This is a genomic window from Chryseobacterium sp. BLS98, from assembly GCF_001045445.1.
Taxonomy (GTDB): Bacteria; Bacteroidota; Bacteroidia; order Flavobacteriales; family Weeksellaceae; genus Chryseobacterium.
In genome coordinates, this window is record NZ_LFNF01000003.1 from 657,950 (window position 1) to 683,928 (window position 25,979).

Annotated in this window: 22 protein-coding genes; 8 read left to right on the top strand and 14 right to left on the bottom strand. The window is 38.7% G+C overall.

The genetic code is table 11. The annotated features are described in order from the left end of the window. Positions 1-93 precede the first annotated feature (93 nt). Together prfB and ACM40_RS14225 are read left to right on the top strand one after the other, a co-directional pair. Complete coding sequence (gene prfB / locus ACM40_RS14220; RefSeq protein WP_048503412.1) at positions 94-1,206, top strand: peptide chain release factor 2; 1,113 nt, start codon at positions 94-96, stop codon at positions 1,204-1,206. Between the two features lie 87 nt (positions 1,207-1,293). Continuing rightward, complete coding sequence (locus ACM40_RS14225) at positions 1,294-1,989, top strand: DedA family protein (RefSeq protein WP_048503413.1); 696 nt, start codon at positions 1,294-1,296, stop codon at positions 1,987-1,989. A gap of 41 nt (positions 1,990-2,030) precedes the next feature. On the opposite strand, the gene ACM40_RS14230 is transcribed toward ACM40_RS14225, so the two are convergent. Both ACM40_RS14230 and ACM40_RS14235 read right to left on the bottom strand, forming a co-directional pair. Continuing rightward, positions 2,031-2,900 (bottom strand): alpha/beta hydrolase, encoded by an 870-nt coding sequence (locus tag ACM40_RS14230; protein ID WP_048503414.1) that lies wholly within the window; start codon positions 2,898-2,900, stop codon positions 2,031-2,033. A gap of 71 nt (positions 2,901-2,971) precedes the next feature. After that, positions 2,972-4,363, bottom strand: coding sequence for a serine hydrolase (locus tag ACM40_RS14235; RefSeq protein WP_048503415.1), 1,392 nt, complete (start codon positions 4,361-4,363; stop codon positions 2,972-2,974). 160 nt (positions 4,364-4,523) lie between these two features. Between ACM40_RS14235 and ACM40_RS14240 the strand changes: the two genes are divergently transcribed. Continuing rightward, complete coding sequence (locus tag ACM40_RS14240) at positions 4,524-5,423, top strand: DUF808 domain-containing protein (protein ID WP_048503416.1); 900 nt, start codon at positions 4,524-4,526, stop codon at positions 5,421-5,423. A 97-nt stretch (positions 5,424-5,520) separates the two neighbouring features. Here the strand turns inward: ACM40_RS14240 and dnaJ are convergent, their stop codons facing one another. The 5 genes from dnaJ to proS all read right to left on the bottom strand — a co-directional run bounded on the left by dnaJ (position 5,521) and on the right by proS (position 12,015). After that, positions 5,521-6,639, bottom strand: a complete 1,119-nt coding sequence (gene dnaJ, locus ACM40_RS14245) for a molecular chaperone DnaJ (protein ID WP_048503417.1) — start codon at positions 6,637-6,639, stop codon at positions 5,521-5,523. Between the two features lie 105 nt (positions 6,640-6,744). Continuing rightward, positions 6,745-7,281, bottom strand: a complete 537-nt coding sequence (locus ACM40_RS14250) for a nucleotide exchange factor GrpE (protein WP_048503418.1) — start codon at positions 7,279-7,281, stop codon at positions 6,745-6,747. Between the two features lie 381 nt (positions 7,282-7,662). Beyond that, positions 7,663-8,994 (bottom strand): Nramp family divalent metal transporter, encoded by a 1,332-nt coding sequence (locus ACM40_RS14255; RefSeq protein ID WP_048503419.1) that lies wholly within the window; start codon positions 8,992-8,994, stop codon positions 7,663-7,665. 115 nt (positions 8,995-9,109) lie between these two features. Further along, positions 9,110-10,420 carry an OmpA family protein gene (locus ACM40_RS14260; protein ID WP_048503420.1) on the bottom strand — a complete coding sequence of 437 codons (1,311 nt, stop codon included), beginning with the start codon at positions 10,418-10,420 and terminating at the stop codon, positions 9,110-9,112. A 119-nt stretch (positions 10,421-10,539) separates the two neighbouring features. Further along, positions 10,540-12,015 (bottom strand): proline--tRNA ligase, encoded by a 1,476-nt coding sequence (proS, locus tag ACM40_RS14265; RefSeq protein WP_048503421.1) that lies wholly within the window; start codon positions 12,013-12,015, stop codon positions 10,540-10,542. 176 nt (positions 12,016-12,191) lie between these two features. Between proS and ACM40_RS14270 the strand changes: the two genes are divergently transcribed. After that, complete coding sequence (locus tag ACM40_RS14270; RefSeq protein ID WP_185097198.1) at positions 12,192-13,229, top strand: prolyl-tRNA synthetase; 1,038 nt, start codon at positions 12,192-12,194, stop codon at positions 13,227-13,229. A gap of 29 nt (positions 13,230-13,258) precedes the next feature. Beyond that, positions 13,259-14,662, top strand: a complete 1,404-nt coding sequence (locus tag ACM40_RS14275; protein WP_048503422.1) for an OmpP1/FadL family transporter — start codon at positions 13,259-13,261, stop codon at positions 14,660-14,662. An 86-nt stretch (positions 14,663-14,748) separates the two neighbouring features. Here the strand turns inward: ACM40_RS14275 and ACM40_RS14280 are convergent, their stop codons facing one another. Then, on the bottom strand, positions 14,749-15,474 hold the full coding sequence (locus tag ACM40_RS14280; RefSeq protein ID WP_048503777.1) for a ZIP family metal transporter: 726 nt from the start codon (positions 15,472-15,474) through the stop codon (positions 14,749-14,751). Continuing rightward, positions 15,474-16,202: a class I SAM-dependent DNA methyltransferase gene (locus tag ACM40_RS14285; RefSeq protein ID WP_048503423.1), complete on the bottom strand. Its 729-nt coding sequence runs from the start codon at positions 16,200-16,202 to the stop codon at positions 15,474-15,476. The genes ACM40_RS14280 and ACM40_RS14285 overlap by 1 nt, the downstream gene beginning before the upstream one ends. 135 nt (positions 16,203-16,337) lie before the next feature. Here ACM40_RS14285 and ACM40_RS14290 point away from each other — a divergent pair, with 135 nt between their 5' ends. Next, entirely contained in the window at positions 16,338-17,501 is a 1,164-nt protein-coding gene (locus ACM40_RS14290) for a class I SAM-dependent RNA methyltransferase (RefSeq protein WP_048503424.1), read from the top strand. A 235-nt stretch (positions 17,502-17,736) separates the two neighbouring features. On the opposite strand, the gene ACM40_RS14295 is transcribed toward ACM40_RS14290, so the two are convergent. Both ACM40_RS14295 and ACM40_RS14300 read right to left on the bottom strand, forming a co-directional pair. Next, on the bottom strand, positions 17,737-18,543 hold the full coding sequence (locus tag ACM40_RS14295) for a helix-turn-helix domain-containing protein (protein ID WP_048503425.1): 807 nt from the start codon (positions 18,541-18,543) through the stop codon (positions 17,737-17,739). Between the two features lie 39 nt (positions 18,544-18,582). Then, positions 18,583-19,596, bottom strand: a complete 1,014-nt coding sequence (locus ACM40_RS14300) for an SDR family NAD(P)-dependent oxidoreductase (protein WP_048503426.1) — start codon at positions 19,594-19,596, stop codon at positions 18,583-18,585. Between the two features lie 196 nt (positions 19,597-19,792). Between ACM40_RS14300 and ACM40_RS14305 the strand changes: the two genes are divergently transcribed. Next, on the top strand, positions 19,793-20,797 hold the full coding sequence (locus ACM40_RS14305) for a glycosyltransferase (protein WP_048503427.1): 1,005 nt from the start codon (positions 19,793-19,795) through the stop codon (positions 20,795-20,797). A 47-nt stretch (positions 20,798-20,844) separates the two neighbouring features. Here ACM40_RS14305 and ACM40_RS14310 read toward each other — a convergent pair whose 3' ends face one another. Next, a complete protein-coding gene (locus ACM40_RS14310; protein ID WP_048503428.1) occupies positions 20,845-22,071 on the bottom strand; it encodes an aminotransferase class I/II-fold pyridoxal phosphate-dependent enzyme in 1,227 nt (408 codons plus the stop codon). A 158-nt stretch (positions 22,072-22,229) separates the two neighbouring features. On the opposite strand from ACM40_RS14310, the gene ACM40_RS14315 reads away from it, so the two are divergent. Next, a complete protein-coding gene (locus ACM40_RS14315; RefSeq protein WP_048503429.1) occupies positions 22,230-22,688 on the top strand; it encodes an Lrp/AsnC family transcriptional regulator in 459 nt (152 codons plus the stop codon). A gap of 3 nt (positions 22,689-22,691) precedes the next feature. On the opposite strand, the gene ACM40_RS14320 is transcribed toward ACM40_RS14315, so the two are convergent. Both ACM40_RS14320 and ACM40_RS14325 read right to left on the bottom strand, forming a co-directional pair. Next, positions 22,692-23,723, bottom strand: coding sequence for a bestrophin family protein (locus tag ACM40_RS14320; protein ID WP_048503430.1), 1,032 nt, complete (start codon positions 23,721-23,723; stop codon positions 22,692-22,694). 126 nt (positions 23,724-23,849) lie between these two features. Then, the gene (locus ACM40_RS14325) at positions 23,850-25,922 is read right to left on the bottom strand and encodes a thiamine pyrophosphate-dependent enzyme (RefSeq protein WP_048503431.1); all 2,073 of its coding nucleotides are present in this window, start codon (positions 25,920-25,922) and stop codon (positions 23,850-23,852) included. Positions 25,923-25,979: the final 57 nt, after the last annotated feature.

Sequence of the window (25,979 nt, forward strand, 5' to 3'; positions counted from 1 at the left end):
TAGATCCAAATCTTTTAACCCCGCATCCAGGAATCATATCCCGCATTCCAACTCACAAAAGAATTCCGTATTTTTGCATAAAATAAAAATTTCGTGATCAACAACGACCAGATAAAAGAAGTACAGTCAAGAATCGGCGACTTATATAAATACCTTCAGATCGAAAAAAAGAAGATAGAAATAGCGAATGATGATGAAAAAACCGCTGCTCCGGAATTTTGGGATAATCCTAAAGAAGCAGAGGTATTTCTGAAGCAGCTCCGTTCCAAAAAGAGATGGGTGGAAGATTATGAAGAAATCAGCACCCAGTTTGAAGATCTGCAGGTACTGGCAGAATTTGCCAAAGAAGATCCCGACTCTGAAAAAGAGCTGGATGAAACATTTCCACAGCTTGTAGAGAAAATAGAAGACCTTGAATTTAAAAATATGCTTTCCAATGAGGGAGACGAACTTTCTGCGGTGCTTCAGATCACTGCGGGAGCAGGAGGTACGGAAAGTTGTGACTGGGCTTCAATGTTGATGAGAATGTACACCATGTGGGCTGAAAAACAAGGTTATAAGATTCGTGAACTTAACTATCAGGAAGGTGATGTAGCCGGGGTGAAAACTGTTACCCTTGAAATTGATGGTGAATATGCTTTCGGATATCTGAAAGGAGAAAACGGAGTACACAGGCTGGTGAGAATTTCACCATTTGACAGTAATGCAAAACGACATACGAGTTTTGTTTCTGTGTACGTTTATCCATTAGTGGATGATACCATTGAAATCAATATCAATCCTGCCGATATTTCATTTGAGACCATGAGGTCTTCCGGAGCCGGTGGACAGAACGTTAATAAGGTGGAAACCGCTGTACGTCTCCGTCACGCACCGACCGGGATTATCATCGAAAACTCCGAATCCCGATCTCAGCTTCAAAATAAGGAAAAAGCCATGCAGCTCCTTCGTTCAAGGCTCTATGAAATGGAACTTGAAGCCCGTATGAAAGCTAGAAACGAGATAGAAGCCAATAAAATGAAAATAGAGTGGGGAAGCCAGATCAGAAACTACGTGATGCATCCGTATAAATTGGTAAAAGACGTCCGTTCTGCTCACGAAACCTCGGATGTGGACTCCGTTATGAACGGAAATATCACACCATTCCTGAAAGCCTTTCTGATGGCCGATGGAACTGCAGTTTCAGACGATGATATGGACTTGTAAAATATCATGCCCGGATTTTAGTTAAAAACTTATAATTAATTTTTGTTTCAGACTTTTTACACCTATTTTTGTTGTTAATCGTTATATATGGAAGATTTCAATAGCTGGAAGGATTTACTGAATCCCGAGTTTTATATTAAAATGGGTGGGTTCTGGCTTATTTTATTTATTATTTTCGCAGAAACAGGTCTTTTTGTAGGATTTTTCCTGCCTGGAGACTCATTATTATTTGTGTCGGGTATTTATGCAGTTGAAATCATCAAAGAGACTTTTGGCTCCACCGGGAGCGATTTCTTAGATACCACTATTCTTGCTTCGTGTGTGGCACTTGCCGCCATTATAGGAAACGAAATAGGTTATTATTTTGGAGTGAAAACAGGTCCTGCTTTATACAAAAAGCAAGACACGATGCTTTTCAAGAAAAAATACCTTTATCAGGCTCATGATTTTTTTGAAAAACACGGCGCACTGGCAATTATTATGGCCAGATTTTTACCAGTGGTAAGAACATTTACTCCTATTGTTGCCGGGATTGTAAAAATGGATAAAAAAGAGTTTTTAAGAGATAATATTATCGGGGCGGTGCTTTGGTCATTTATCCTGATCTTTGCAGGGCATTATCTGGACAAACTTTTCCAGGAGCAGTTTGGTATCAATTTAAAAGAAAAGCTGGAGCTGATCATCATTGTTATTGTTCTGGTAACGACGCTTCCAGTAATTATTAAATTTGTTTTTGGGAAAAAAGAAGATTTTTCGAAATACGAGGATAAAGATCCTGAATAAGAAATAACATTGAAAATATAGATAACCTGCCTTCCTGCAGGTTATTTTTTTATCCATTCCAGGATATTCGGATAGATGATGCTGTCTCTTTTTATTTTGTTGAAAAACCTTGGAGCATGACCTGTTCTTTTCATAAACACGAGTTTGTGGGGTACATTATTTTTCGTAAGTGCAGAATCCATAGAAAGCCCCTGATGCTGGTTGACAAGAAAATCATTATTCCCCTGAAACAGTAATGTGGGAACATTGGATATATTGGCGATAGGGCTTGCTTCTTTAAAGGCTTCAGATACATTTTTACGGTTAAATTTCGTTCCTACCACTTTCTGGAAGGTTGGAGAAGTGTACTTGGAATAGAATGAATTCAGATATTCCGGGCTGTAAAAATCTGTAGGACCACTCATGGAAACGATCTTTTTGATCTGCTCAGGGTGCCTGTAGCCGTAGAGCAGGGCAAGATGTCCGCCTGCACTTTCTCCCAGAAGAATATAATTGTCCGGCAGAAGTTCAGCCTTTTCGGCAAGAGAATTAAATTTGTTAATTGCCAATCCGATATCCTCCAGCTGCTGTTTGTAAGTAATGCTTTTTCGTTTAGATACCAATCTGTAATTCATGTTGATACTCGGAATTTTGTTTTCAAACAGCATTTTCTGGATCTGGATCATATGTTCCTTTTTTCCGAGGGTCCAGGCGCCTCCATGGACGATAAGAACTACAGGTGTATCTTGTGCATAATCCAACGGAAGAAAAACATCCATTTTCTGTCTTTTATGCTCTCCGTATTTTAGATTGTATATTTTCTGCTGTCCGCCGGTACCTACCCAGACCCTGAATTTTGTATTGCATGACTGCAAAAGGAAGCTGAGGTAGCCTACAACAAAAAAATGGTATCTGAGAACAAGCTTTTTCATTAATTAAATGTAAAGAAAAATTACCGAATAAAAGATTTTTAAAAAATGATGTTTGACAGTTCCGTGGCCTTTTATTCTAGCTTTTCAGCTGTTTGGGATGCAAGTCCCTTTTTGATTGTTATGATATCTTTTTCCCCATTTTTTAGAGTGAATGTAATTTCCGTATCATCATCTGCAAGGAAAAAAACATCTTCTTTTTCAGCCAGCATTCTTACTTTAGGATCATGATTATTCTGAATAAAAAGCTGTCCGTTTTCATATAGAATGTGAATGATGCTGTTTTCCGGAAGAGCATAATCGCCCGCATATCTTTTAAGCAATGAAGCATCCAGAGATACTTCTTTTTTAGGTTTTGGAAGATCAAAAGGCTGGTCTAAAAGTGCGGCTAAAATTGTATTGCCAGCTTTCTCCAGTTTTTTACTCGTAATATTGTTAAGCAGTATAATGCAGATGTCATCCTCAGGAAGCATCGCAAAATAACTTGTTGAGCCTTCTATATTCCCGCCGTGATTGATCAGTTTTTTTCCGTAAAGATCATCGATAAACCATCCGTAACCATAGCCGCTCAGAAAAGGTGTAGTCGCTTTTCTGAATGATTCTTTCGAAACAATCTTATAGTTTTTGAGTCCCTGATAGTATTTGTACAGGTCTTCAACAGTACTGTAGATCTGCCCTGCAGGGCCGGTTAATTCAGGATTCCATATCTCCGTTTTTTCATGCTTTGTTTTCGACAGATAAGAATAAGGGACTGTCTTATAAGGACTTTTTAGTGTTAAATAATCAAAGCCTGTATGAGTCATTTTCAGGGGATTCAAGATCAGTTTTCTTACGGCATCTTCATAAGAAAGGCCTGTTACTTTTTCAATAATAATTCCGAGCAGAATATATCCTGAATTGGTATAGGAGAACTGAGTGCCCGGCTTGAAATCTAAAGGTTCATCCTTAAAAAAAGAAAGTTCCTTATTTTGAGTAATTTTTTCTCTGGTATGAAGCAGCCGGAAGTATTCTTTGTTACGCAATGGCTCATAAATTCCCGAAGTGTGGGTAAGCAGGTTCTCAATCGTAATTTCATTTCCTCTGGGGTAATCTGCAATGTATTTGGAGACAGGATCTTTTACAGAGAGTTTTCCTTCTTCGCTAAGCTTTACAATAGTCAATGCAGTAAAAGATTTAGTTAAAGAAGCAATCTGAAAAATGCTTTCGTTCCGGTTGGGTATCTTATTTTCTGCGTCTTGCCAGCCATAAGGCTTTTCGAAGATGGTGTTGTTGCGATAGTGGATCAATGCGGTTCCGTTGAACTTATTAATCTCTGCATAGGCCCTGATGATGCTATCTGTTTTCTGTTTTTTTCTTTCTACACTCTCTTTTTCTGTAGTTGGTTTATTTTGTGCTTTTAAGGGAAAACAGAATGTAAAGAATATAAAACTTATCCCTGAAAATAGTATACGGAACCTGTTGAGCATGATTATTGTTTTAAAACAGAGTAAAAGTAAGGAGAGTTTTTTCAAATAGTACATTTATCGGCAGAAAATATTTAAAATTAATATACAGAATCAAATAAAAATAGATTTTAATAATTATTTTTGCCCGACTTAACATATATTAAAAAAATATTAAAACAATATGGCATCTGGTTTTTTTGCAATTTTAGATGATATTGCAGCACTGATGGATGATGTGGCCGTTACAAGTAAAATAGCTACGCAGAAAACAGCAGGTATCCTTGGTGATGATCTGGCAGTAAATGCAGAGAAGGCTACAGGTTTTCTTTCCTCAAGGGAAATTCCGGTCTTATGGGCCATTACAAAAGGATCTTTTATCAACAAGCTCATTATTCTTCCTGTTGTGTTCTTTCTCAATTGGCTCTATGCTCCGGCAATCAACTATGTGCTGATTCTGGGAGGTCTATACCTGGCTTTTGAAGGTGTTGAAAAAATCATAGAATTTCTTTTCCACCGGGAGAAAGAAGGTCATGAAGTAGTGGAAGAGATTATAGAAGACGAAAAAAGTGATGAAGAAATAGAAAAGGCAAAGGTAAAATCAGCCATTACTACAGATTTCATTTTATCCATTGAGATTGTTATTATTGCTTTAGGGACAGTTTTGGAAGAAAGCCATCCTTTCATTACACAGATTCTGGTAACGAGTCTGGTTGCCTTTATAGCTACTGTAGGGGTTTACGGTATAGTTGCTTTGATCGTAAGAATGGATGATGCAGGATTCAAATTAATCAAAAAAAGTAACGATAAAGGTTTCTTTGGAAAACTTGGGCATTTATTGGTGAAAGCTTTACCCATTGTAATTAAAGCCTTGGGAGTTATCGGAACGATTGCTTTGATTATGGTTGCCGGCGGTATTTTTGCACACAGAATAGAATTTCTTCACCATGTTTTGCCTTCCTGGTCTTCTAATGAATTCCTTACTATTTTGAAAGAAATTATCCTTGGACTTATAGGAGGCTTAGGCGCTGTTGCCCTTTTTACAATGGGAAAAGGGGTTTTTTCTTTAGTAAAGAAAAAATAGAATTTAAATATATACTAAAGTTTCGGCGCAGCTTCTACGAAGCCGCGCCGAAACTTTTAGATCAAAAAAGAGGCTAAAAAGCCTCTTTTAAAATATCTTAATTGAATAGATCTTTTACTTTATCAAAAAAAGTTTTTTCCTTTCCGGAAGGTTCTGCAACCATTTCGCCGCTTGACATTTGTTTTTCAAAGAAATCTTTCTGATCTTTCGTCAGCTTCTGAGGAGTCCATACATTAATGTGGATGAACATATCACCTTTTCCATAGCTGTCGATGCTTGGAAGGCCTTTTCCTGCCAGTCTGAGGATCTTTCCGGACTGAGTTCCCGGATCAACGGTAATTTTCACTTTTCCGCCTACTGTAGGAACTTCTTTTTTGGTTCCAAGAGCTGCTTCTGCAAAAGAAACATATAATTCCTGATGAAGATTATCACCTTCTCTCTTAATGGTTTTATCTACTTCCTCCTCAATGATCACCAGTAAATCTCCCGGAATTCCACCGAAAGGTGCATCATTTCCTTTTCCTCTTACATTAAGCTGGATGCCGTCTCTTGCTCCTGCCGGAATATTGATGGAAATTTCTTCCTCATCCTTTATTAATCCCTGTGCATTAGCGCCTGCAGGAATTTTATCTGCCACTTTCCCGATTCCCTGGCACGTACCGCAGGTAGTCTGTGTCTGCATCTGTCCGAACATCGTGTTCATTACTTTAAGCTGAACACCGGAACCGTTACAGGTAGGACATACTTTTGAAGTGGCACCTTCTGCCATTTTCATTTTCTTTACTTTGATGGTTTTCTGAGTTCCGTTCACCATTTCTTCAAGATTCAGCTTAATTCTGATTCTCAGATTGGATCCCTTCACCTGCTGGCGTCCGCCACCATTTCCACCAAAGCCTCCGAAGCCTCCACCGAAAATATCTCCAAACTGGCTGAAAATATCTTCCATGTTCATCCCTCCGCCGAAGCCTCCGCCTCCGAAACCTCCGTTACCGCCCATGCCGGCATGGCCAAACTGGTCGTATCTTGCACGTTTCTGATCGTCGCTCAGTACTTCATAGGCCTCTGCAGCTTCCTTAAATTTTTCCTCAGCCTCCTTATCTCCCGGATTTTTATCAGGGTGATATTTAATGGCCATTTTTCGGTATGCTTTCTTTATCTCGTCGGCAGATGCAGATTTACTGATCTCAAGAACTTCGTAATAATCTCTTTTTGACATATTGATTATAATTGATTACTGATAAATGATAATTGAAGCCTATTGCTTATGGTTTGAAACCTGCTGTCAATCAATTATCTCTCATCATTTATCATTTATTTACTATTAGTTTCCTGTTACTACTTTTGCAAAACGGATCACTTTATCACTTAAAGTATATCCTGTTTCAATAACATCTACGATTTTACCTTTCAGATCTTCAGATGGTGCAGGAATCTGGGTAATGGCTTCATGATAGTCTACGTTGAATGTATCACCTGCCTTAACCTCCATTGCTTTTAACCCTTTTTCAGTAAGTCTGTTCTTGAATTTCTGGTAGATAAGCTCTACGCCCTGAAGGTCTGATGCATTACCGTTTTTCGCAATTTCTTTTAAAGCTCTTTCAAAATCATCTAAAACTCCTAGCATAGAGATCATCAGATCCTGGTTGGCATATTGGAAGAACTCCATCTTCTCTTTTGCTGTTCTTTTTTTATAATTTTCAAATTCAGCGTATAATCTGATGTAACGGTCTTTTTCTTCTGCCAAAAGTTCCTCTGCAGAAGGTTTTGCTGTCACATTTTCTTCAGATACCGCTTCGTTCTGAATGTTGTTTTCTTCCTGATTATTGATGCTTTCTTCGTTAATATCCTGATTTTCCATAATTCAATATTTATTTAAAGAATTGTTTGACAAAGAACCTGCCAAATGCAAAAAATGGACATTAAGGCAGAAAAAGGAATAAGGAGTGAGTTGTGAATGGTCAATTTTGCTACGCAAGTGAATAGTGAATTGTTGGACTTAGAAATTCACAATTGATTATTGCCTATTCACGGTATTCATTATTTTTTGATTGTGAATAGTCAATATTACTACACAAGTGAATAGTGAGTTGTTGGACTTAGAAATTCACAATTGACTATTGCCTATTCACGGTATTCATTATTTTTTGATTGTGAATGGTCAATTTTGCTTCGCAAGTGAATAGTGAATTGTTGAGCTTAGAAATTCACAATTGACAGTTGGCTATTCACAACTATACTTCTATCCAGTAAATGTTTGGTAAAGCAGGTAAAGGTTTAGAATAATGATAATAACAGAAATAATCCAGACTGCTATTTTTAATAAAGGTTTGTTTACAAATTCTCCCATTTTAGCCTTGTCGTTGGTAAACATTACCAAAGGAACCACCGCAAAACTCAGCTGCATGGATAAAATGACCTGGCTTAAAACTAATAAATCGGTTGTTCCTTTTTCGCCATAGATGATCGTAACGATTAAAGCGGGAATTACAGCAATCAGTCTTGTGATTAATCTTCTAAGCCATGGTTTTAACCGGATATTGAGAAAACCTTCCATGACAATCTGTCCCGCAAGGGTTCCTGTAAGTGTGGAATTCTGCCCTGATGCTAATAAAGCAATCGCAAAAGCAATACTTGCCATAGACGCTCCTAATATGGGAGTAAGCATCTTGTAGGCATCATGAATATCTGCGACATGTTTATTTCCGGTAGTATGGAAGGTCGCCGCTGCCAGAATAAGAATAGCTGCATTGATAAAGAAAGCCAGCATTAATGAAACCGTACTGTCGATAGTTGCAAATTTTATAGCTTCCTTTTTTCCTTCTTTGTCTCTTGGATAATCTCTTGTCTGAACAATGCTACTATGAAGGTATAAATTATGAGGCATAACGGTAGCTCCCAAAATTCCAATTGCAATATAAAGCATTGCCGGATTTTGAATGATTTCCTTTTGTGGTACCAGTCCGCCAAGAATTTCATTAAAGGCCGGTTGTGAAATGACAATTTCATAAATAAAGCATGCAAGAATGATAAAAATAAGTCCGCCGACAATACTTTCTATCCACCTGAAACCTTTGGCCTGAAGTAAGAGAATGATGAGAACATCTACGGTTGTTATGACAATTCCCCAGGTTAAAGGAATATGAAAAAGCAGATTTAATGCAATGGCAGAGCCAATCACTTCAGCGAGATCACAGGCTGCAATTGCTATTTCACAGAATATCCATAAAATAAAATTGGTTGTAGGATTAAAATGGTCACGGCAGGCCTGTGCAAGATCTCTCTCGGCAACAACCCCTAATTTTACAGATAAATGCTGGAGAACCATTGCAAAAATATTTGAAATAAGAATTACTGAAAGCAGGGTATACCCGAACTGAGCTCCACCTGCAATATCCGTGGCCCAGTTTCCCGGATCCATGTATCCAACGGCAATCATCAGGCCCGGTCCGGCAAAGGCCAGATATTTTCTCCAAAAAGGAGCATTTCGGGGAACTTTTATAGAGGAATATACCTCAGAAAGAGAATGGGATGTTTTATCTTTACGCCAAGCGCTGTTCAATTTTAAATTCATAAATGTTAGAAATGACTAACAAATTTAATTAAATAAATATAAATATGAAAGTCAGGAAATAAAAAAATCCCGGAAACTCAGTTTCCGGGATCTATTTTTAAAGATTCTAAAGATCTTATTTTGCAAATCTTACAGACATTTTTCTGTCCGCTGCTCTTTCTGCATCAGAAGCTTTAGCATCTACTGTAGCAAATTTACTTCCGTAACCTTCAGCTCCTAAAACCTGAGCACCAACTCCTGCTTTTCCTAAAGCATTTTTGATGAAATCAGCTCTGGCCTGAGATAATTTTACGTTGGAAGCTTCATTTCCTGTTTTATCAGTATAACCTCCGATTTTGATTTTTGCATCCGGGAATGCTTTTAAAATAGCTACCAAGTTATCAAGCTGTCCCTGAGAACCTGCCTCCAGCTCAGTAGAACTTCCCATTTTAAAGTTTACATGGTCAAAATCATACCACTTATCTTTTAATGCTGCATCATCAGCTGCATTTTTATAATTACCTGATTTAAGGAAAGTAATCATCTGATCTTCCATACCACCTTTGTAACCTTTCAACATAACACCGTTAAGATCAATGTTATCATCTGTTCTTTTTGCCGGTGCAGCAGCTGTTGTTGCAGCAGTGTCCGTGGTTGTAACGGTAGCAGCTGTATCAGTTGATGCTGCTGTAGAGTCTGTGGTAGTGGTCGTTGTAGTCGTCTGTTTTTTATCACACTGTTTCCAGATGAAATAAGCTGCAGCGATTAAAAGTAAAAGCGGAAGCAACCATTTCCAGATTGAACCTCCGCCATCATTATTATTTCTGTCAGGATTGGTTCCTGCAGATGTAGTACTTCTTGTAACTTCTATTTTCGGCTCTTCACTGGCTGCTGGTCTGATGGCATCATTATCGTTATCAAATTTATACCCTTTTGCCCAATCCCCGATATTAAGAGATGCAAGAGAAAGTCCTGCAGGTAAAAGAGAAGAAATGATTCCTTTTTGCTCACCTAACAGGCTGGAAATACCAGCTTTGCCTAAATTGTTATCAGCAGCATATTTTCCGATAGAACCTACCGTAGCTCCTGTTACTAAATTCAGAAGGGAACTGGAAGTGTTATTGCTGATTCCTGCATAGGTAGCAATAGCATTCACGATTCCACTGATCTTGTCTCCAAAAATAGAGGTCAACAGATTGGAAATTACAGGGCTGCTTGATGAGCCACCTAATAAATTTCCTAAAATTCCGCTTGACGAGGCATTGGTAATAGCATCCAAAACTCCGGGATTATCAGAGTTGTTTGCTAATCCTCCAACAACAGCAGGCAGTAAACCTCCAATTGCTTTTGAAATACCGGACTCACTTTCTCCAAACTGAGAAGCTGCTTGCGAAACTAAAGCGGGACCTAACTGTCCTTTAATTAAATCAATGACATTTAAAGACATAATAAATTATTTTTTTAGATTAATGTTGCATAAATTTAAACAAAAATCTGTCCAAAAGTCATTTTTTTTTGAATATTTATTTAATTTCCCGGCAAACCTTTGGAAATAAGCAAAAAAAATTAGTAAGCTTTTGCGAATAATACACGTCTTTTAGACGGTTTTCCACTTATCATGGAAACTCCTTCCTCAACGTCATCATCCAAAGGAATACATCTTATGGTAGCCTTTGTTTCGTCTTTAATCTGCTCTTCTTCTTCTGCTGTTCCGTCCCAATGGGCATAGATAAAGCCTCCTTTTTCTTCAAGAATTTTTTTGAACTCATCATAAGTGTCAACTCTTGTGATATTGTCTTTTCTGAAGTTTAATGCTTTTTCATGCATATCCTTCTGAATAGTCTGTAGCAGTTCTTCAATATAAGAATCCAGACCGTCAATAGAACGGACTTCTTTCGTTAAATTATCTCTCCTTGCAATTTCAACAGATTTATTTTCAAGATCTCTTGGTCCCATTGCAATCCTTACAGGAACACCTTTCAATTCATATTCTGCAAATTTCCATCCCGGTTTATTGTGCGTATCATCATCGAATTTCACTGAAATTCCTTTTGCCTTTAATTTAGCCTGGATATCAAGAGCCACTTCACTGATCTGTGCAAGCTGCTCATCTCCTTTGAAAATCGGAACAATCACTACCTGAATTGGTGCAAGGGTAGGAGGAAGTACCAATCCAAAATCATCGGAATGGGTCATAATCAAAGCACCCATGAGACGTGTGGAAGTTCCCCATGAGGTTGCCCATGCATGTTCTATCTTTCCCTCCTTGTTGGTGAATTTTACATCAAAAGCTTTCGCGAAATTCTGACCTAAGAAGTGAGATGTTCCTGCCTGAAGTGCTTTTCCATCCTGCATTAACGCTTCGATACAGTATGTTTCATCAGCTCCCGCAAATCTTTCAGAAGGTGTTTTCAATCCTTTAATAACTGGCATTGCCATGAATTTTTCTGCAAAATCTGCATATACATCGTTCATCTTTTCAGCTTCTTCCACCGCTTCATCTTTGGTAGCATGTGCTGTGTGCCCTTCCTGCCATAGGAATTCTGCTGTTCTAAGGAACAGGCGGGTTCTCATTTCCCAACGGACAACGTTGGCCCATTGGTTAATTAATATCGGAAGGTCTCTGTAAGACTGGATCCAGTTTTTATAAGTGTTCCAGATAATTGCTTCAGAAGTAGGACGTACGATAAGCTCTTCTTCTAATTTGGCGTCCGGGTCCACAATAAGTTTGTGAGGATTGTCCGGATCTGTTTTTAATCTATAATGGGTAACTACTGCACATTCTTTAGCAAAACCTTCTGCATTTTTCTCTTCTGCCTCAAACAGACTTTTGGGCACAAAAAGCGGGAAATAAGCATTAACGTGACCTGTTTCTTTGAATCTTTTATCCATTTCATCACGCATTTTTTCCCAGATTGCATAGCCGTATGGTTTAATTACCATGCATCCTCGCACTCCAGAGTTTTCAGCTAAGTCAGCTTTTACCACCAACTCATTATACCATTTGCTGTAATCTTCGCTTCTTGAGGTTAATTTTGCCATTATTTTTTTTAATTTTTTAACTTTTGTACATTATTGTAATCTAAAAATAAAAATCTATTTTTGATAGATTTTTTTACCAGTGTTTTGGTACATTTTTGGTACAGATTGCAAATATAATTTAAATTAAAAATCTTTACGTTATCATGAAAAGAAATATACATAAAAATTTGCTTGGTATGTTAAAATCCAAAGGGGTTTTAACAATAGCAGGCGGATTGCTGCTTGTCTCCTGTGGTGCCCAGATGGGTGGATACACAGAGACTGATGGGGTATACTACGATCCCAACAAAGATACACTGCCGGAAGGCGTGATCATCAATGATGGCGGTAACAGGGTAGGTGAAAACTATGACTACTACCAGGATTCCAACGTGATCCAGAATGCAGAGGCCAATTCCAGAGAGCAGGATAACAGATATAACGAATGGAGCGGAACCAATGCTAACTGGAATATGAATGCTACCGATTCCGATTGGGGCGCATTTGCCGGCTCTCAGACCAACTATTATGATAATTCCTGGGGGTATTCTCCTTGGGGATGGTATGGTTATAGCCCATATTGGGGCATGAACCGCGGCTGGGGCTGGGGTATGAATTTATCCTGGGGTTGGGGCGGATCGTTCGGCTGGGGCTGGGGTGGCTCATTCGGTTGGGGCTGGGGAAGTCCTTACTGGGGCTATTCTCCTTACTGGGGTGGATATTATGACCCGTTCTGGGGCGGTGGTTATGGTTACCCATATTGGGGTGGCGGCTACTGGGGTAACAGCTATAGACCTGTTTACAGAAGAAGCAGTGGCGGAGGATTCAGTAATCCGGGCTTAACGAATGCAGTATACAGAACCAATACCTACAGAGGTGGAAACGGTTTCAGAAATACATCGAGTACTAATAACGGTTTCAGAAACAGCAGTACAAACGGGGGATTCAGAAACAACGGATCGTATAACAACGGAGGATTCAGACAAGGAAATACAAATGGCGGTTACAGAACTCAGCCACAATCTGGAGGATTCCGTAATTCAAATTCTCAACCGAGACCTAACTATAATTCTCAGCCAAACTACAATAACAATGGAGGTTTCAGATCTAATGACGGAGGCTTCAGATCAAGCGGAGGCTTTAATTCAGGCGGTGGTTTCAGAGGCGGCTCTTCCGGAGGTGGAGGCGGTATGAGATCTGGCGGCGGAGGCGGTGGCTTCAGAGGTGGCAGATAATTTTGAACTTAATAACTATTAAAAAAATAATGTTAAAAAAATCTTTAGTATTAATGGGTGTTGCTGCTGCATTTTATGCACAGGCACAGGACGTTTCTATATTGAGAAATACTGTAGATGTTTATTCCACTACTCCTATGGTAGGTTCTTCGAAGTTTAATGCAATGGCAGGAGCTAACGGAGCATTAGGAGGCGATGCCAATTCACTGCTTACCAACCCTGCAGGTTTGGGAGTCGCTATTTCCGGGGAAGTTTCCGGAACGCTATCTATTGCAGGAAATAAAAATAAAAGTACCTGGGCAGGATCTACAATTGATTACAGCAAAACCAATACAGATCTTGGAAATGCAGGAGCTGTAATGGCTTTTCCTCTGATGACTGAAACAGGATGGAAGTTTATCAATATCGGGATCAATTTTTCCAATCAATCATTGGATAATTATGTAGAATCTCCCGGAAGCAGTAATGTTATCAAAGATTTTACTGATAAAAGTGCATCATTGGCGGGACATGCTTATAACAGATATGGAAATCTTTCCAGAACAAGTTTTGGGGTAGGTGCCAATTACAATCATAATCTATACATAGGTGCAGGATTCAATTTTTTAAGCGCATCAATAGATCAGTATGATACGGCAGCCTTCCAGTCATTGGATAATGGCTCCATAGAGTATTTTAACAGACAGAATACTCCTATGAGTGAAAGATCTTCCGGTTTTTCTGCTTCCTTAGGGGTAATCGGAAAACTTAGTCCTAATTTCAGAATTGGTGGTTCCATAGAAACTCCAACTTTCTGGCGTATAGACAGGGCTTATAATTTCTATAATGATCCTGATTACGGAGATGGTACGGGCGGTGAATCCAGAGATCTTACAACACCGCTTAAAGCAACAGTAAGTGCAGCTTTTGTGGCCAGCAAAAATTTCTCATTGAATGTAGACTATACACTTGGACTTACAAAGCCTAAATACAAAGTAGTTACAGGTGCTGAAACTGAAATAAACAATTTCTTTAAAGACAATTATAAGAATCTGTCTGAAGTAAGAATAGGTGCGGAATACAGAATACAGCAGTTCAGACTGAGAGGTGGTTATTCTTATGTATCCAACCCTTTCGATGCTCTAACCGTAAGCCAGGTTAACCCGGATGCTTCCACATCGGATCAATCCTATAGCAATATGATGCTGAATAACAGAAACCTTGCCTCATTTGGTGTGGGATACGATTTCAAATCATTTTATATAGATGCATCTTATCAGTATGTAACGTCTACATACAGCAATCCTTTCCTAAGAGGTATTGAAACAGGTAATCCTTCTACTGATACAGCTTATTACTCTGATACAAGAATTATGTCATCAGATTACTTTGCAGTTTCAGAAGTTAAAAATAACAGGAATAACTTCTTTATTACATTAGGCTGGAAGTTCTAATTCCAGATGTGTAATGAGTGATTAAATTGAAAGGCTCCGGATTTAATTCGGGGCTTTTTTATTTGTATGAGATAGAAAGAAAAGGATTAATGTGAATGGCCGGCCACAGGATGGTGATGGAACAAATGCATTATCAGCGCTAAAGAAACACCAATAATGACAAGTCCGATCTTTACCCAGTCGATATTGTGATTTTTATTGCTTTCGAAAATAATAACAGATGAGATGTGAAGGAAAATTCCTCCTACAATAGCCAGAAAATAAGGCTGCAGATCAGGATTAAAATAATTTCCAAGCAGCATTCCCATTGGAGAAGCAAGAGCAAATAGAGCCACAATCAGCAATGAAGGATAAGGTGAGGTTTTAGATTCATTTTTCCGGTTGAACAAAAAAGCTCCGAGTATAAAAGAAATCGGAAGATTGTGAAACACGATTCCCAGAAGATATGGAGATAAATGTTCTTCTTCATTAGCCAAAGGTATTCCTTCAATAAAAGCATGGATAAATAAACCTACCATTAATGCCACAGGAAGAATGTTGTGCTCATTATGATGATGGAAATGTCCATGTTCAAAACCTTTTGTAAGGGCTTCCAGGATCATTTGAAGCAAAACACCTGCTATAACGAAAATTCCCAGACTGCTTCCTGCTTCAGAAGCATATACCTGTGGAAAAACTTCATTCAGGCAGATCGTGATCAGGAATCCGGCGCTTAGTACCAGAAGATTTTTAGCCAGTTTTTCCTTTTTTCCGAAATGCTTGCCTAAAAAAACGCCTGTAATAACGCTTAATATCAGTAAAACGACCGTTATCATGCCTTTTTCTTAAATAAATTGATGCAGCGTGGTGAAACTTCACGGTCAAATTCATTCAGCTGGTAATCGCCCCAGATTTTAATTCTTTCAAAACCGCATTCAGTTGCATAAGAATTGATGGCTTCCAGGGTATGAAGCTTTACTTTTTCAAAGAAATGAAAAGGTTTTCCGTCCGCTTCAAAACGGATATCTTTGATGATATGTCTTCCTTCGATCTTTTTCAGGATCTTAAAATCAATATTACCGCGGGTTATGGTGGTTTCAGGAACTAAATTTCTTCTTACATATTCTTCATTCAGGTAATCAAGAACAAAATAGCCTCCCGGTTTTAAAACATCATAAACCGACTGAAAAACTTTTTTATCATCGTTTTCGTTGTCGAAATACCCGAAGCTGGTAAATAAGTTGAATACCGCATCCATGGGATCTGCATCAATAGGATTCCGCATGTCGTGCACATTGAAAAGAAGAGTCTGGGTTTCAAACTGCTTATCGAATTCAATGCTTTGTCTGGAAAGATCCAGTCCGAGAACATCGTAGCCTAATTTGTTAAGGAAAACAGAGTGCCTGCCTTTTCCGCACGCCAGATCAATAATCTTGGATGATTGCGGTAACTGAAGGTCTTCAGTAAGCTTTGTAATGAAATTTTCTGCTTCCGTATAATCTCTGTTGCTATAAAGAAGATGATAATAAGGTGTATCAAACCAAGATTCAAACCATTCCATAATGCAAAAATAACTAAATTTGTGCGGTTAAAAGCAAAGTATTTAAATATTGGAAGATCGAAAAATTCAATGGACAGTAAAATTGAACCTGTAATCTTTTAATTATTAAATCATTAAATCTTTTAATATATATTTATGGACACAGAAAATCTAAAGATTCAGATAAAGACATTCTTCGGACTGGAGCAGATTCTTGCTGAAGAAATCAAAAAATTGGGAGGACGAAATGTAGAAATTAAAAACCGGGCGATTAATTGTGAGGGAGATCTGGGTTTCCTTTATAAAATTAATTACTCTGCAAGAACTGCATTAAAAATTCTGATCCCTGTATTTGAATTTAAGGCATTTAACCAGCATCAGTTTTACAGTAAACTTTCTGCTATTGCCTGGGAAGAATATATGGATGTAGATCAGTCTTTCGCGATCGATTCTACCGTAAATTCCGAAACATTCAAACATTCCCAGTTTGTTACCCTGAAAATGAAGGATGCTATTGTTGATTATTTTCAGGATAAATTCAACAGACGTCCTGATGTAGAAACAAAAAGTCCTGATATCAAATTCCACCTGCACATCGACCGGGAACTGGTTACTGTTTCTTTGGATTCATCAGGAGATCCTTTGTTTAAAAGAGGGTATAGAAAAGAGCAGGGCGAAGCCCCTATCAACGAAGTACTGGCAAGCGGAATGCTGCAGCTGGCAGGCTGGGACGGAAAAGGGAACTTTTTAGACCCGATGTGCGGTTCGGGGACTCTTCTTATTGAAGCGGCTATGATTGCCATGGATCTTCCTGCACAGATTTTCAGAAGAAGGTTTGCATTTCAGAACTGGAATAATTATGATGCCGATCTTTTTGCGAAAATTAAAGAAGTCAGAGTTAACAGAGTAAAAGAGTTTACAGGAAAGATCGTCGGCTATGATATTGATGCCAGAATGCTGAATGCAGCCAGGATCAATATTGAAGCGGCTGAAATGGAAGATGTGATTGAAGTAAGAAAACAGAATTTCTTTGACTCCAAAAAAGAACTTTTCCCATTATTGATGGTTTTCAATCCTCCTTACGATGAGAGAATTTCTATTAACGACGATGATTTTTACAAGAAAATAGGAGACACTTTCAAAACAAGTTATCCCAATACCTTAGCGTGGCTGATCTCTTCTGATCTGGAAGCTGTGAAAAAAATCGGGCTCCGTCCTTCAAGAAAGATCAAACTTTTCAACGGAAAACTGGAAACAAGATTCCTTCAGTATGAGATGTACGAGGGCACGAAAAAGGTGCATAAGATTGAAAAGAATTAACTGAATAAAAATATAAACCTTCCATTGCGGAAGGTTTTTGTTTTATTTTAAATTGTTTATTAAAGATCAGCTTCATCAAAGTAACAAAATTGATTTCCTCTTTGCTGTCTTAAATCTGAAGTAATGTTAATGATCTTTGCGTTAATTTTTTGCTCACAGATCTCACAGATTACGCAGATTTTTGCCATCTCAAATTCGGAGTAATACTTATTATATGTGTGAAAAATCTAGCTAATCAGCTTAAAGCGGAAGGTACCAGACCAAATTGTTTTTTAAAAGCATGAGAGAAATGCGAGAAATCCTCAAAACCTACCTCCAGAAATACATCAGAAGGTCTTTTTTGTTTTTCCTTTAAATGATAATAAGCCAGTTCAAGGCGTTTTTGGGTAAGCCAGCGCTGAGGAGTAGTCTGAAAAATCCTTCTGAAATCCCTGTTGAAAGTGGATAAGCTTCTGCCCGTCAGGTACCCAAACCGTTCTAAAGACATATTGAACATATAATTTCTTTCCATAAATCCGGCCAGATCAATTTTTCCCGGTTCTTCAAAATCTGTGAGGACGGCATCTATATCCGGATCAATTTCCCTTAAAATGCTGATGGCTTCAGTAATTTTTAATATGGCAATATTTTCAGGAAAAGGTCCTTCCATTTCAAAATAGGGGATCAGGGAGACAAGGCAGCTTTTCAGTAAAGGATGGCTCTGAAAACTATGAATCTTAGACTCCCGGCTAAAAGCTTTATGTTTCACTTCAACGGAAGCATAAAACTGTTTCAGCCGTTCTGTTGTAAGGTGCATTACTACAGCTTTATGCGGAAGTCCGTCTTTGGGATAATTGATGATCGTGGCGAGATGATTTCTCGGAATCAGGAAGATATCCCCAGCCTTGAATACATATGTTTTATCAGCCTGGATAATCTTTGTTTCCCCTGATATAAACCAGACCAGCATATGGAATTCAAAAACGGTTTCTGTTTTAAAGAGCTTATCATCATAGGTGGAAAGCTTGATATCCGGGGTAATATATTGTATCTGGAAATCCATGATCTGTAGTTTATCAGTACAAATGTATTTAAAAAGAGATTATTCCGTATCAAATTTGAAGTCCAGCATTTCTTCGCTTAATTTCCATAACCTTTCTGCATTCTTCCTGTCGATGGAATAAGGCTGTACACCGCGGATCGTTTCAGGATCGTCATATCTGTGCTCTATCTGTCCAAGATCTATTTCAGCAATATCGCAGTTTTCACAATAAACTCCACCGATATTCTGAAGAGCAGGACTCGTTGCACACCAGACTGTTGTGGCAGCACCTTGTGGAATTGTTTTTAATTTGGCTTCAACTTCAGGTTTTATTTTCCCGTTCTCATCATGAGTTCCCATCTGGATAAAAAGGTCTATCGGTTCTTCTCTTCCAAGATCAGTTCCGTAAACAGATCCGGGATGTATGGAATAGGCTCTGATGTTGAACTTTTTTCCTCTTTCATCCAATTCCGTGGCCAATAAATTACAGGCTGTCTTCGACTGTCCGTATCCCAGCAGGGTCTGGTATTCCCTTTGCTCAAAATTCGGATCTTCAAAATTAAAATCGGACATCTGGTGGCCATATGAAGAAACGCTGAGAACCCTTGCATTGCCTGATTTTTTCAATGCGGGCCATAACCTTGCTGTAAGATGGAACTGGCCCAGGTAATTGGTGGCCAGCTGTGACTCGATACCTCTGCTGTCTCTTCGGAGAGGGACCCACATAATTCCGGCATTATTGATCAGGAGATCGAGCTTTCTGCCGGATGCGAGGAATCTTTGACTAAAGTCATCAATAGACGCGGGGTCCATCAGATCCATTTTTTCAAATTCAATATTCTGTATACCCGCAAGATTTTTTTCTGCTTTTTCAATGTCTCTCGCAGGAATAATTATTTTGGCACCTGCAGATGCAAGTACTTGAGTCGTTTCGAGGCCGATTCCTGCATAGCCGCCTGTGATGATTACTGTTTTGCCCGTAAGGTCAGTTCCTTCTATAATTTCCGATGCTGTAGTCTTTGCATTAAATCCTGAAAGGATAGGATGCTGTAGTGGATTGATGTTGTGTGTCATTTTTTGGGTTTTAAATTTCTATAGCAAAAGTAGTGGCTGTTCATTTTTATGATTTTGTTTAAAATGTCAAATAATTGTGTTAAGAATTTCATGGTATTTATATCCTGCAGTTTATTTAAAAGTAAATTTCTTCCAATAACCTGTTAAACTGTTTGTAGATTCTTCAGCGAATAAGTAATTTTGAAAAATTTTCAATTTGAGACCTACCATTTCCATTGTTGTTGCTATTTTCAATCGAAAAGACGAGCTTTTTGAACTGCTGAATTCTTTGACTTTTCAGACAGACAAGGAGTTTGAAGTGATTATTGTGGATGATGGATCTTTTATTGACCTTAAACCCACCATTCACAACTTTGAAGAAATATTGGATATCAAATATTTCAGAAAGGATAATTCCGGTCCCGGTCTTACCCGGAATTATGGAGCGAAAAGAGCTCAGAATGATTGGCTTCTGTTTGTAGACAGCGACGTGATCGTAGAAAAAGATTATATCGAAAATATTAAAAAAGATATTGAAACCATTCCGTGTGATGCTTTCGGTGGGGCGGATAAAGCGCATAAAGGATTTAACCTGATGCAGAAAGCCATTTCGTACTCAATGACGTCGGTTTTTACAACAGGAGGAATCAGGGGAAGTAAAAAGGCGGTTTCCAGATTTCAGCCGAGAAGCTTTAATATGGGGGTAAAGAAAGAGGTTTTTGAAAAAGTAGGTGGTTTTTCCGAAATGAGGATCGGTGAAGATCCGGATCTGTCCATGACCCTTTGGGAAAATGGTTTTACAACTGCATTTTTTGATGATATTGCCGTATATCATAAGCGTAGGGTAGATTTGGGTAAATTTTCCAAGCAGGTTTATCAGTTTGGTTGTGCAAGGCCCATTCTTAACCAAAGACATCCCAATTATGTCAAAATCTCATTTGCATTTCCTACCCTTTTCATGCTGGGCTATATTTTGGGATTTCTAGAATATTTTATTTTAGGCAGAGGAATTATCCTTGCCTTTTACGGGCTGTACACATTCCTTGTGCTGTTCCATGCCATGATTGTAACTAAAAACATTAGTATCGCCGGAATGGCGGTGATTTCCACTTATATCCAGATGTTTTCCTATGGCTATGGTTTTCTGAAATCATGGGTGCTGCTGAATGTTTTCAGAATGAAGCCCGAAGATGCCTTTCCGAAACATTTCCACCTTAAATAAAAAAAATAAAAGCTGCCGGAAGTTCCAACAGCTTTTATAACAATAAATTAGGATATGAATAAAGTTTCATGGTTGAGAACGTCTGTTTTCAGCATGCATTCCCGCATTTTTTCATAAGTTCTTGCGATGTCGTGATCCAGTCCGATGGAGAATCTGATCAGCCCGTCCGATATACCCATTGCCTCACGCTCTTCTTCCGGAATTTCCGATGAAGTGGAGCTTCCCGAACATGAAAATAAAGTTTTGTAGAATCCTAGGCTTACAGCCAGATATCCGAGATTTTCCTGCTGCATCATTTCCATCAGCTCATTCGCTTTTTCCGTGGTTCCAGCATCTAAAGTTAACAGACCCCCGAATCCGTATTCCTCATGCATCATGCTTTTCATCAGTTCATGATCCTTGTGGGATTTCAGGCCCGGATAAGACACTTTCAGACCGTCCTTTTCGAATCTTTCAGCCAGATACATGGCATTGTGGCTGTGCTGTTTCATCCTGATGTGAAGCGTTCTCAGATTTTTAAGGATACTTGCAGAACGGAAGCTGTCCATGGTGGGACCCAATAGCATGCATGCTCCGTTATTTACATTTTTGGTATCATTAATGAATTCCTGGCTTCCACAGTAAACACCGCCTACCGTATCGCTGCTTCCGTTAATGAACTTCGTTAAGCTATGAATAACGATATCAGCTCCCAGTAACGTTGGTGAAACAGAAAGAGGGGAGAAAGTATTGTCTACGATCAGTTTTAAATGATGTTTTTTACAGATTTCAGAAAGTTTTCTGAGATCCGCTACTTCCAGAAGCGGGTTGCTCACACTTTCACAGTAAATAACTTTTGTATTGGGAGTTATAGCATTTTCTATAGATTCAAAATTGCTGATATCTACAAAAGTGGTATCAATATGAAAAGGAGGCAGGAAATTTTTAAGGAAAGCATAGGTTCCTCCATAAATTGTTCTGCTGGAAATAATATGGTCACCACTCTTGCATATCTGCATCAGGACAGATGTAATGGCTCCCATTCCGGATGCTGTAACGTTGGCGGCTTCAGTATTTTCCATTTTTGCAAGTGCCTGTGCAAGGTAAAGATTCATCGGGGATGAGTGTCTTGAATATAAATAGCATCCTTCCGCATTTCCTTCAAAAGTATCAAACATGGTTTTGGCAGAAAGGAATGTATAGGTAGAACTGTCAGAAATTGATGGATTTACCCCTCCGAATTCGCCAAAATACTGAAGATCCTGGATCTCATTAGCTGCATTAAAATTGTCCATAAGCTTTAGGTTTTATTTATCGGCCTAAATATGCTCTGTTTTCATAATTATTACAAGGTATATTTGAATTTGTAGAATATAAATCTATAATTTATGTTTTATATAGAAAATATGTTTGTTATATTTGAATTTGTTAAACTTTATCCAAAAAAACATCTATGAATTTTGACGAAACCGATAAAAAACTGCTGCTGTACCTCCAGGAAGACTGTAAGCAAACGACCAAAGAGCTGGCTTACAAGCTTAATTTGTCTGTAACAGCTGTGTATGAACGCATCAAAAAGCTTGAAAACTTTGGCGTGATCTCAAAATATGTGGCACTATTGGACCGTCATAAAGTAAACAGGGATTTTATTGTACTGTGCCACATCAAATTAACACAGCACAAAAAAGAATTTGTATTGCAGTTTGAAAGAGAAGTAATGAATCTGCAGGAAGTCACGGAATGCTTTCATGTGAGCGGAGATTACGACTATATTCTTAAAATAGGGGTGAAGGATATGGAGGATTATCGTAATTTTATGCTCAGCAAATTAACGGCCCTTCAGCATATAGCAAGCACTCACAGCTCATTTATGATCTCTGAAGTGAAGAATACAACGGCCATTGTGCTTTAAAATTTATACCAGAACACCGTTTTTAGATGAAATTGCTTCCGGAAGCTCCGTTTCACCTCCCATTTGTAAAAGATCAATTTCTATTGCCCTGCAGATGGAGAGCATCGGGATATCAAACATTAATCCGCCAAAAGGGTTTTCAGAATAATCACCTACCAGCTCCATGATGATATAGATCCATCCGATGATAATACAGAATGGAATAGAGGTCCAGATTCCCCAATCGCCTAATTTGGCAAATTCATTCACCAAACCTAAAGGAAGCAAAAGGATAAAAAGGATATTGAATACGAATGCGGTACTTGCAAACTGCCTTGGTGAAGGGAATTTTTTAATTCTTTCAGCCTGTCCCTGGTAATTATAAAATTCATTTAAAGAATTTTGCAGCTGCATCTGGTTGAATTCGGAAATGATTTTTTTGTTCTTTAATTCATTGATCTCTTTGGCTTGCTTTGAAATCAGGTACGTGGCAAAATTTTTATACTCGGACTGCAGTTCGAATTCCTCTTCGGAAAGATATTTGTGCAAAAATATAGGAGTTCTTCCGTAATCAGGGAACCCGGCTTTGATCACTCTGTGACGTTTGAGGTCAATATTTTTAAAACTATCCTCTTCATCACTGATGTGCTCCCATTCTGCAGGAACCAGAAGCTGTTCGCGGAAAGTATAAAGCCACGCAATATGGCGGTAAATGATTCTTTTTCTTCGGTCTTCCAGTTCAAAAGCCCCGGTTTCTTCATTTTCAGTATCAAAAGCATAGACCATGGCAGCAAATGAGCGGCTTGAATTAACAATTCCACCCCATATTTTTCTGGCTTCCCACAATCTGTCATAAGCCTGGTTATTTTTAAAACCTACCAGGAAAGCTTCTGCCGTACCAATCAATGCCACCGGTACCCAGGGAATGATCATCCAGTGCCAGTTGAAAAAATAAAATAATGCCGTAATCAAGGTGCACCAAACGGAAATCCATATCAGATGGATCCCGGAAAGATTTAAAACCTGTTTGTAGTTGACGTATTTTGTGGTGATCATAATGCTGTGCGGAATTTGGTGTGCATATAAACAAAAGAAATACCAAATAGGATTTTCTAATGCTTATTAAATGTAATAAAAAAAACCTCTAAAAAATTAGAGGTTTCATATAATTTGTAAAGCTAACTAATATTGCAGCATTTCTTCAATCTTTTTACTAAGTTTTTCAGCGTTGGGAAGCATTTCTTTTTCCAGCACCAGATTGATAGGAACCGCCGGAACATCCAGGGAGCCTATGGTTTCTACAGGGGCATCCAGATATTTGAAACAGTTTTTCGAAATACGGTGTGCAAATGCTTCTGCAAATGAATTGTTAAGCTGCTCTTCGGTAAGAACAATACATTTTCCATGGGCTTTTACTCTTTCGAAAACAAGCTCTTCATCAAGAGGAATGATTGTTCTCAAGTCAATGACTTCAACCCTTCCGCCAAAGTTTTTCACGGCTTCTTTGGCCCAGTAAACTCCCATTCCGTAAGTTACAACCAGTAAAGTTCTGCCTTTTTCAATTTCATTCTGATCTGCTTCAATGATCACTTTACCTTTTCCGAAAGGAAGGATATAATCTTCTGCCGGTTCAAGAGTTTTGGCATCTTCGGTTCCCGGAACCTTGCTCCAGTATAAGCCTTTATGCTCAAGCATAATGACAGGGTTCGGATCGTAGTAAGCTGCTTTTAGCAAGCCTTTGAAATCAGCTGCGTTGCTTGGATAGGCTATTTTAATTCCTTTAATATTGGCTAAAATACTTTCAACGCTTCCGCTGTGGTAAGGTCCGCCACCGCCATATGCACCGATTGGGACACGGATAATATTGCTTACAGGGAATTTTCCCTGGCTCAAATAGCTCGATTTTGAGATTTCAGTAATCAATTGGTTGATTCCCGGATAGATATAATCTGCAAACTGAACTTCCACGATAGGCTTTAATCCTACAGCACTCATTCCTGCCGTTGATCCGATGATATATGCTTCCTGGATAGCAGTATTGAATACCCTTTTGCTTCCGAATTTCTTACCTAAAGTTACCGTTTCCCTGAAAACACCTCCGATTCTTTCTCCTACATCCTGCCCGTAAAGCAAAGCTTCAGGATGTTTCCACATCAGCTCCTGAACGGCATGAATAGCAGCGTCCACCATAACGATTTTTTCACCACCGGCAGGTTCGCGTGTTCCTGTTTCTTCCGTGATTGGAGTAGGGGCAAAAACGTGTTGCATCACCGTTTCAGGTTTCGGATCTTCTGCATTTTTAGCTCTTTCAAAAGCTTCTTCTGCCTCAAGACGGGCCTTTTTAGTGATCTGCTTTAAAAGATCTTCGTCAACTCCTGATTCAAGGAGCTGTTTTCTGAGGATCTCACCCGGGTCTTTAGCCCTGTGTTTTGTTAAATCTTCTTCGTCTCTGTAGAACTCTCTTCTTACACCGGATGTATGGTGACCGATAAGAACTGTTTTGGCGCAGACCACTAAAGGTTTTCTTTCATTTCTTACAAAATCTACAGCCTTTTTCATGGCTTCAAAGCTTTCTACGAAATCAGTTCCGTCTACACGCATTCTGCTAAGGCCTGTAAAACCTGCTACAAAATCGTAAGCATCACATGTTCTGGCTTCTTCTTTAGTTACAGAAATTCCCCATTCATTATCCTGTACAAGGAATATAATAGGAAGCTGATGAAGTGCGGCAAACTGTAAAGCCTCGCTTACTTCACCTTCCGTCACAGAGTTGTCTCCAAGGCTGCAGACTACAACCGGATTATTCTCGAAGCTCTGTAAATTAAATTCCTGGATATATTTTATTCCCTGTGCAACACCGGTCGTAGGAATCGTCTGCATTCCTGTTGCGGAACTCTGGTGAATAATTTTAGGTTTGTTTTCGTCTCTGCTGGAAGGGTGGGAATAATAAGATCTTCCCCCTGAAAACGGATCCTCTGCCTTTGCCAACAGCTGCAGCATGAGCTGGTATGGCTCAAAACCGATCCCTAAAAGAATACTTTCATCACGGTAATAAGGAGATACCCAGTCTTCTTTTTTTAACTGATAAGCAGTAGCCAGCTGTATGGCTTCATGACCTCTTGAAGTACTATGAACATATTTACAGATATTTCTGTTTTCCTCATAGATATCCGCCATGGCTTTAGCCAGCATCATATGATTATACGCTTTAAGCAAAATATCCTGAGAAACCTTTTCGTGAAGTGTATTTTCCATAGAAAGCAAATATACACAAAAAAATAAAATACTAACAAGCGTTAGTATTTTGTGAAA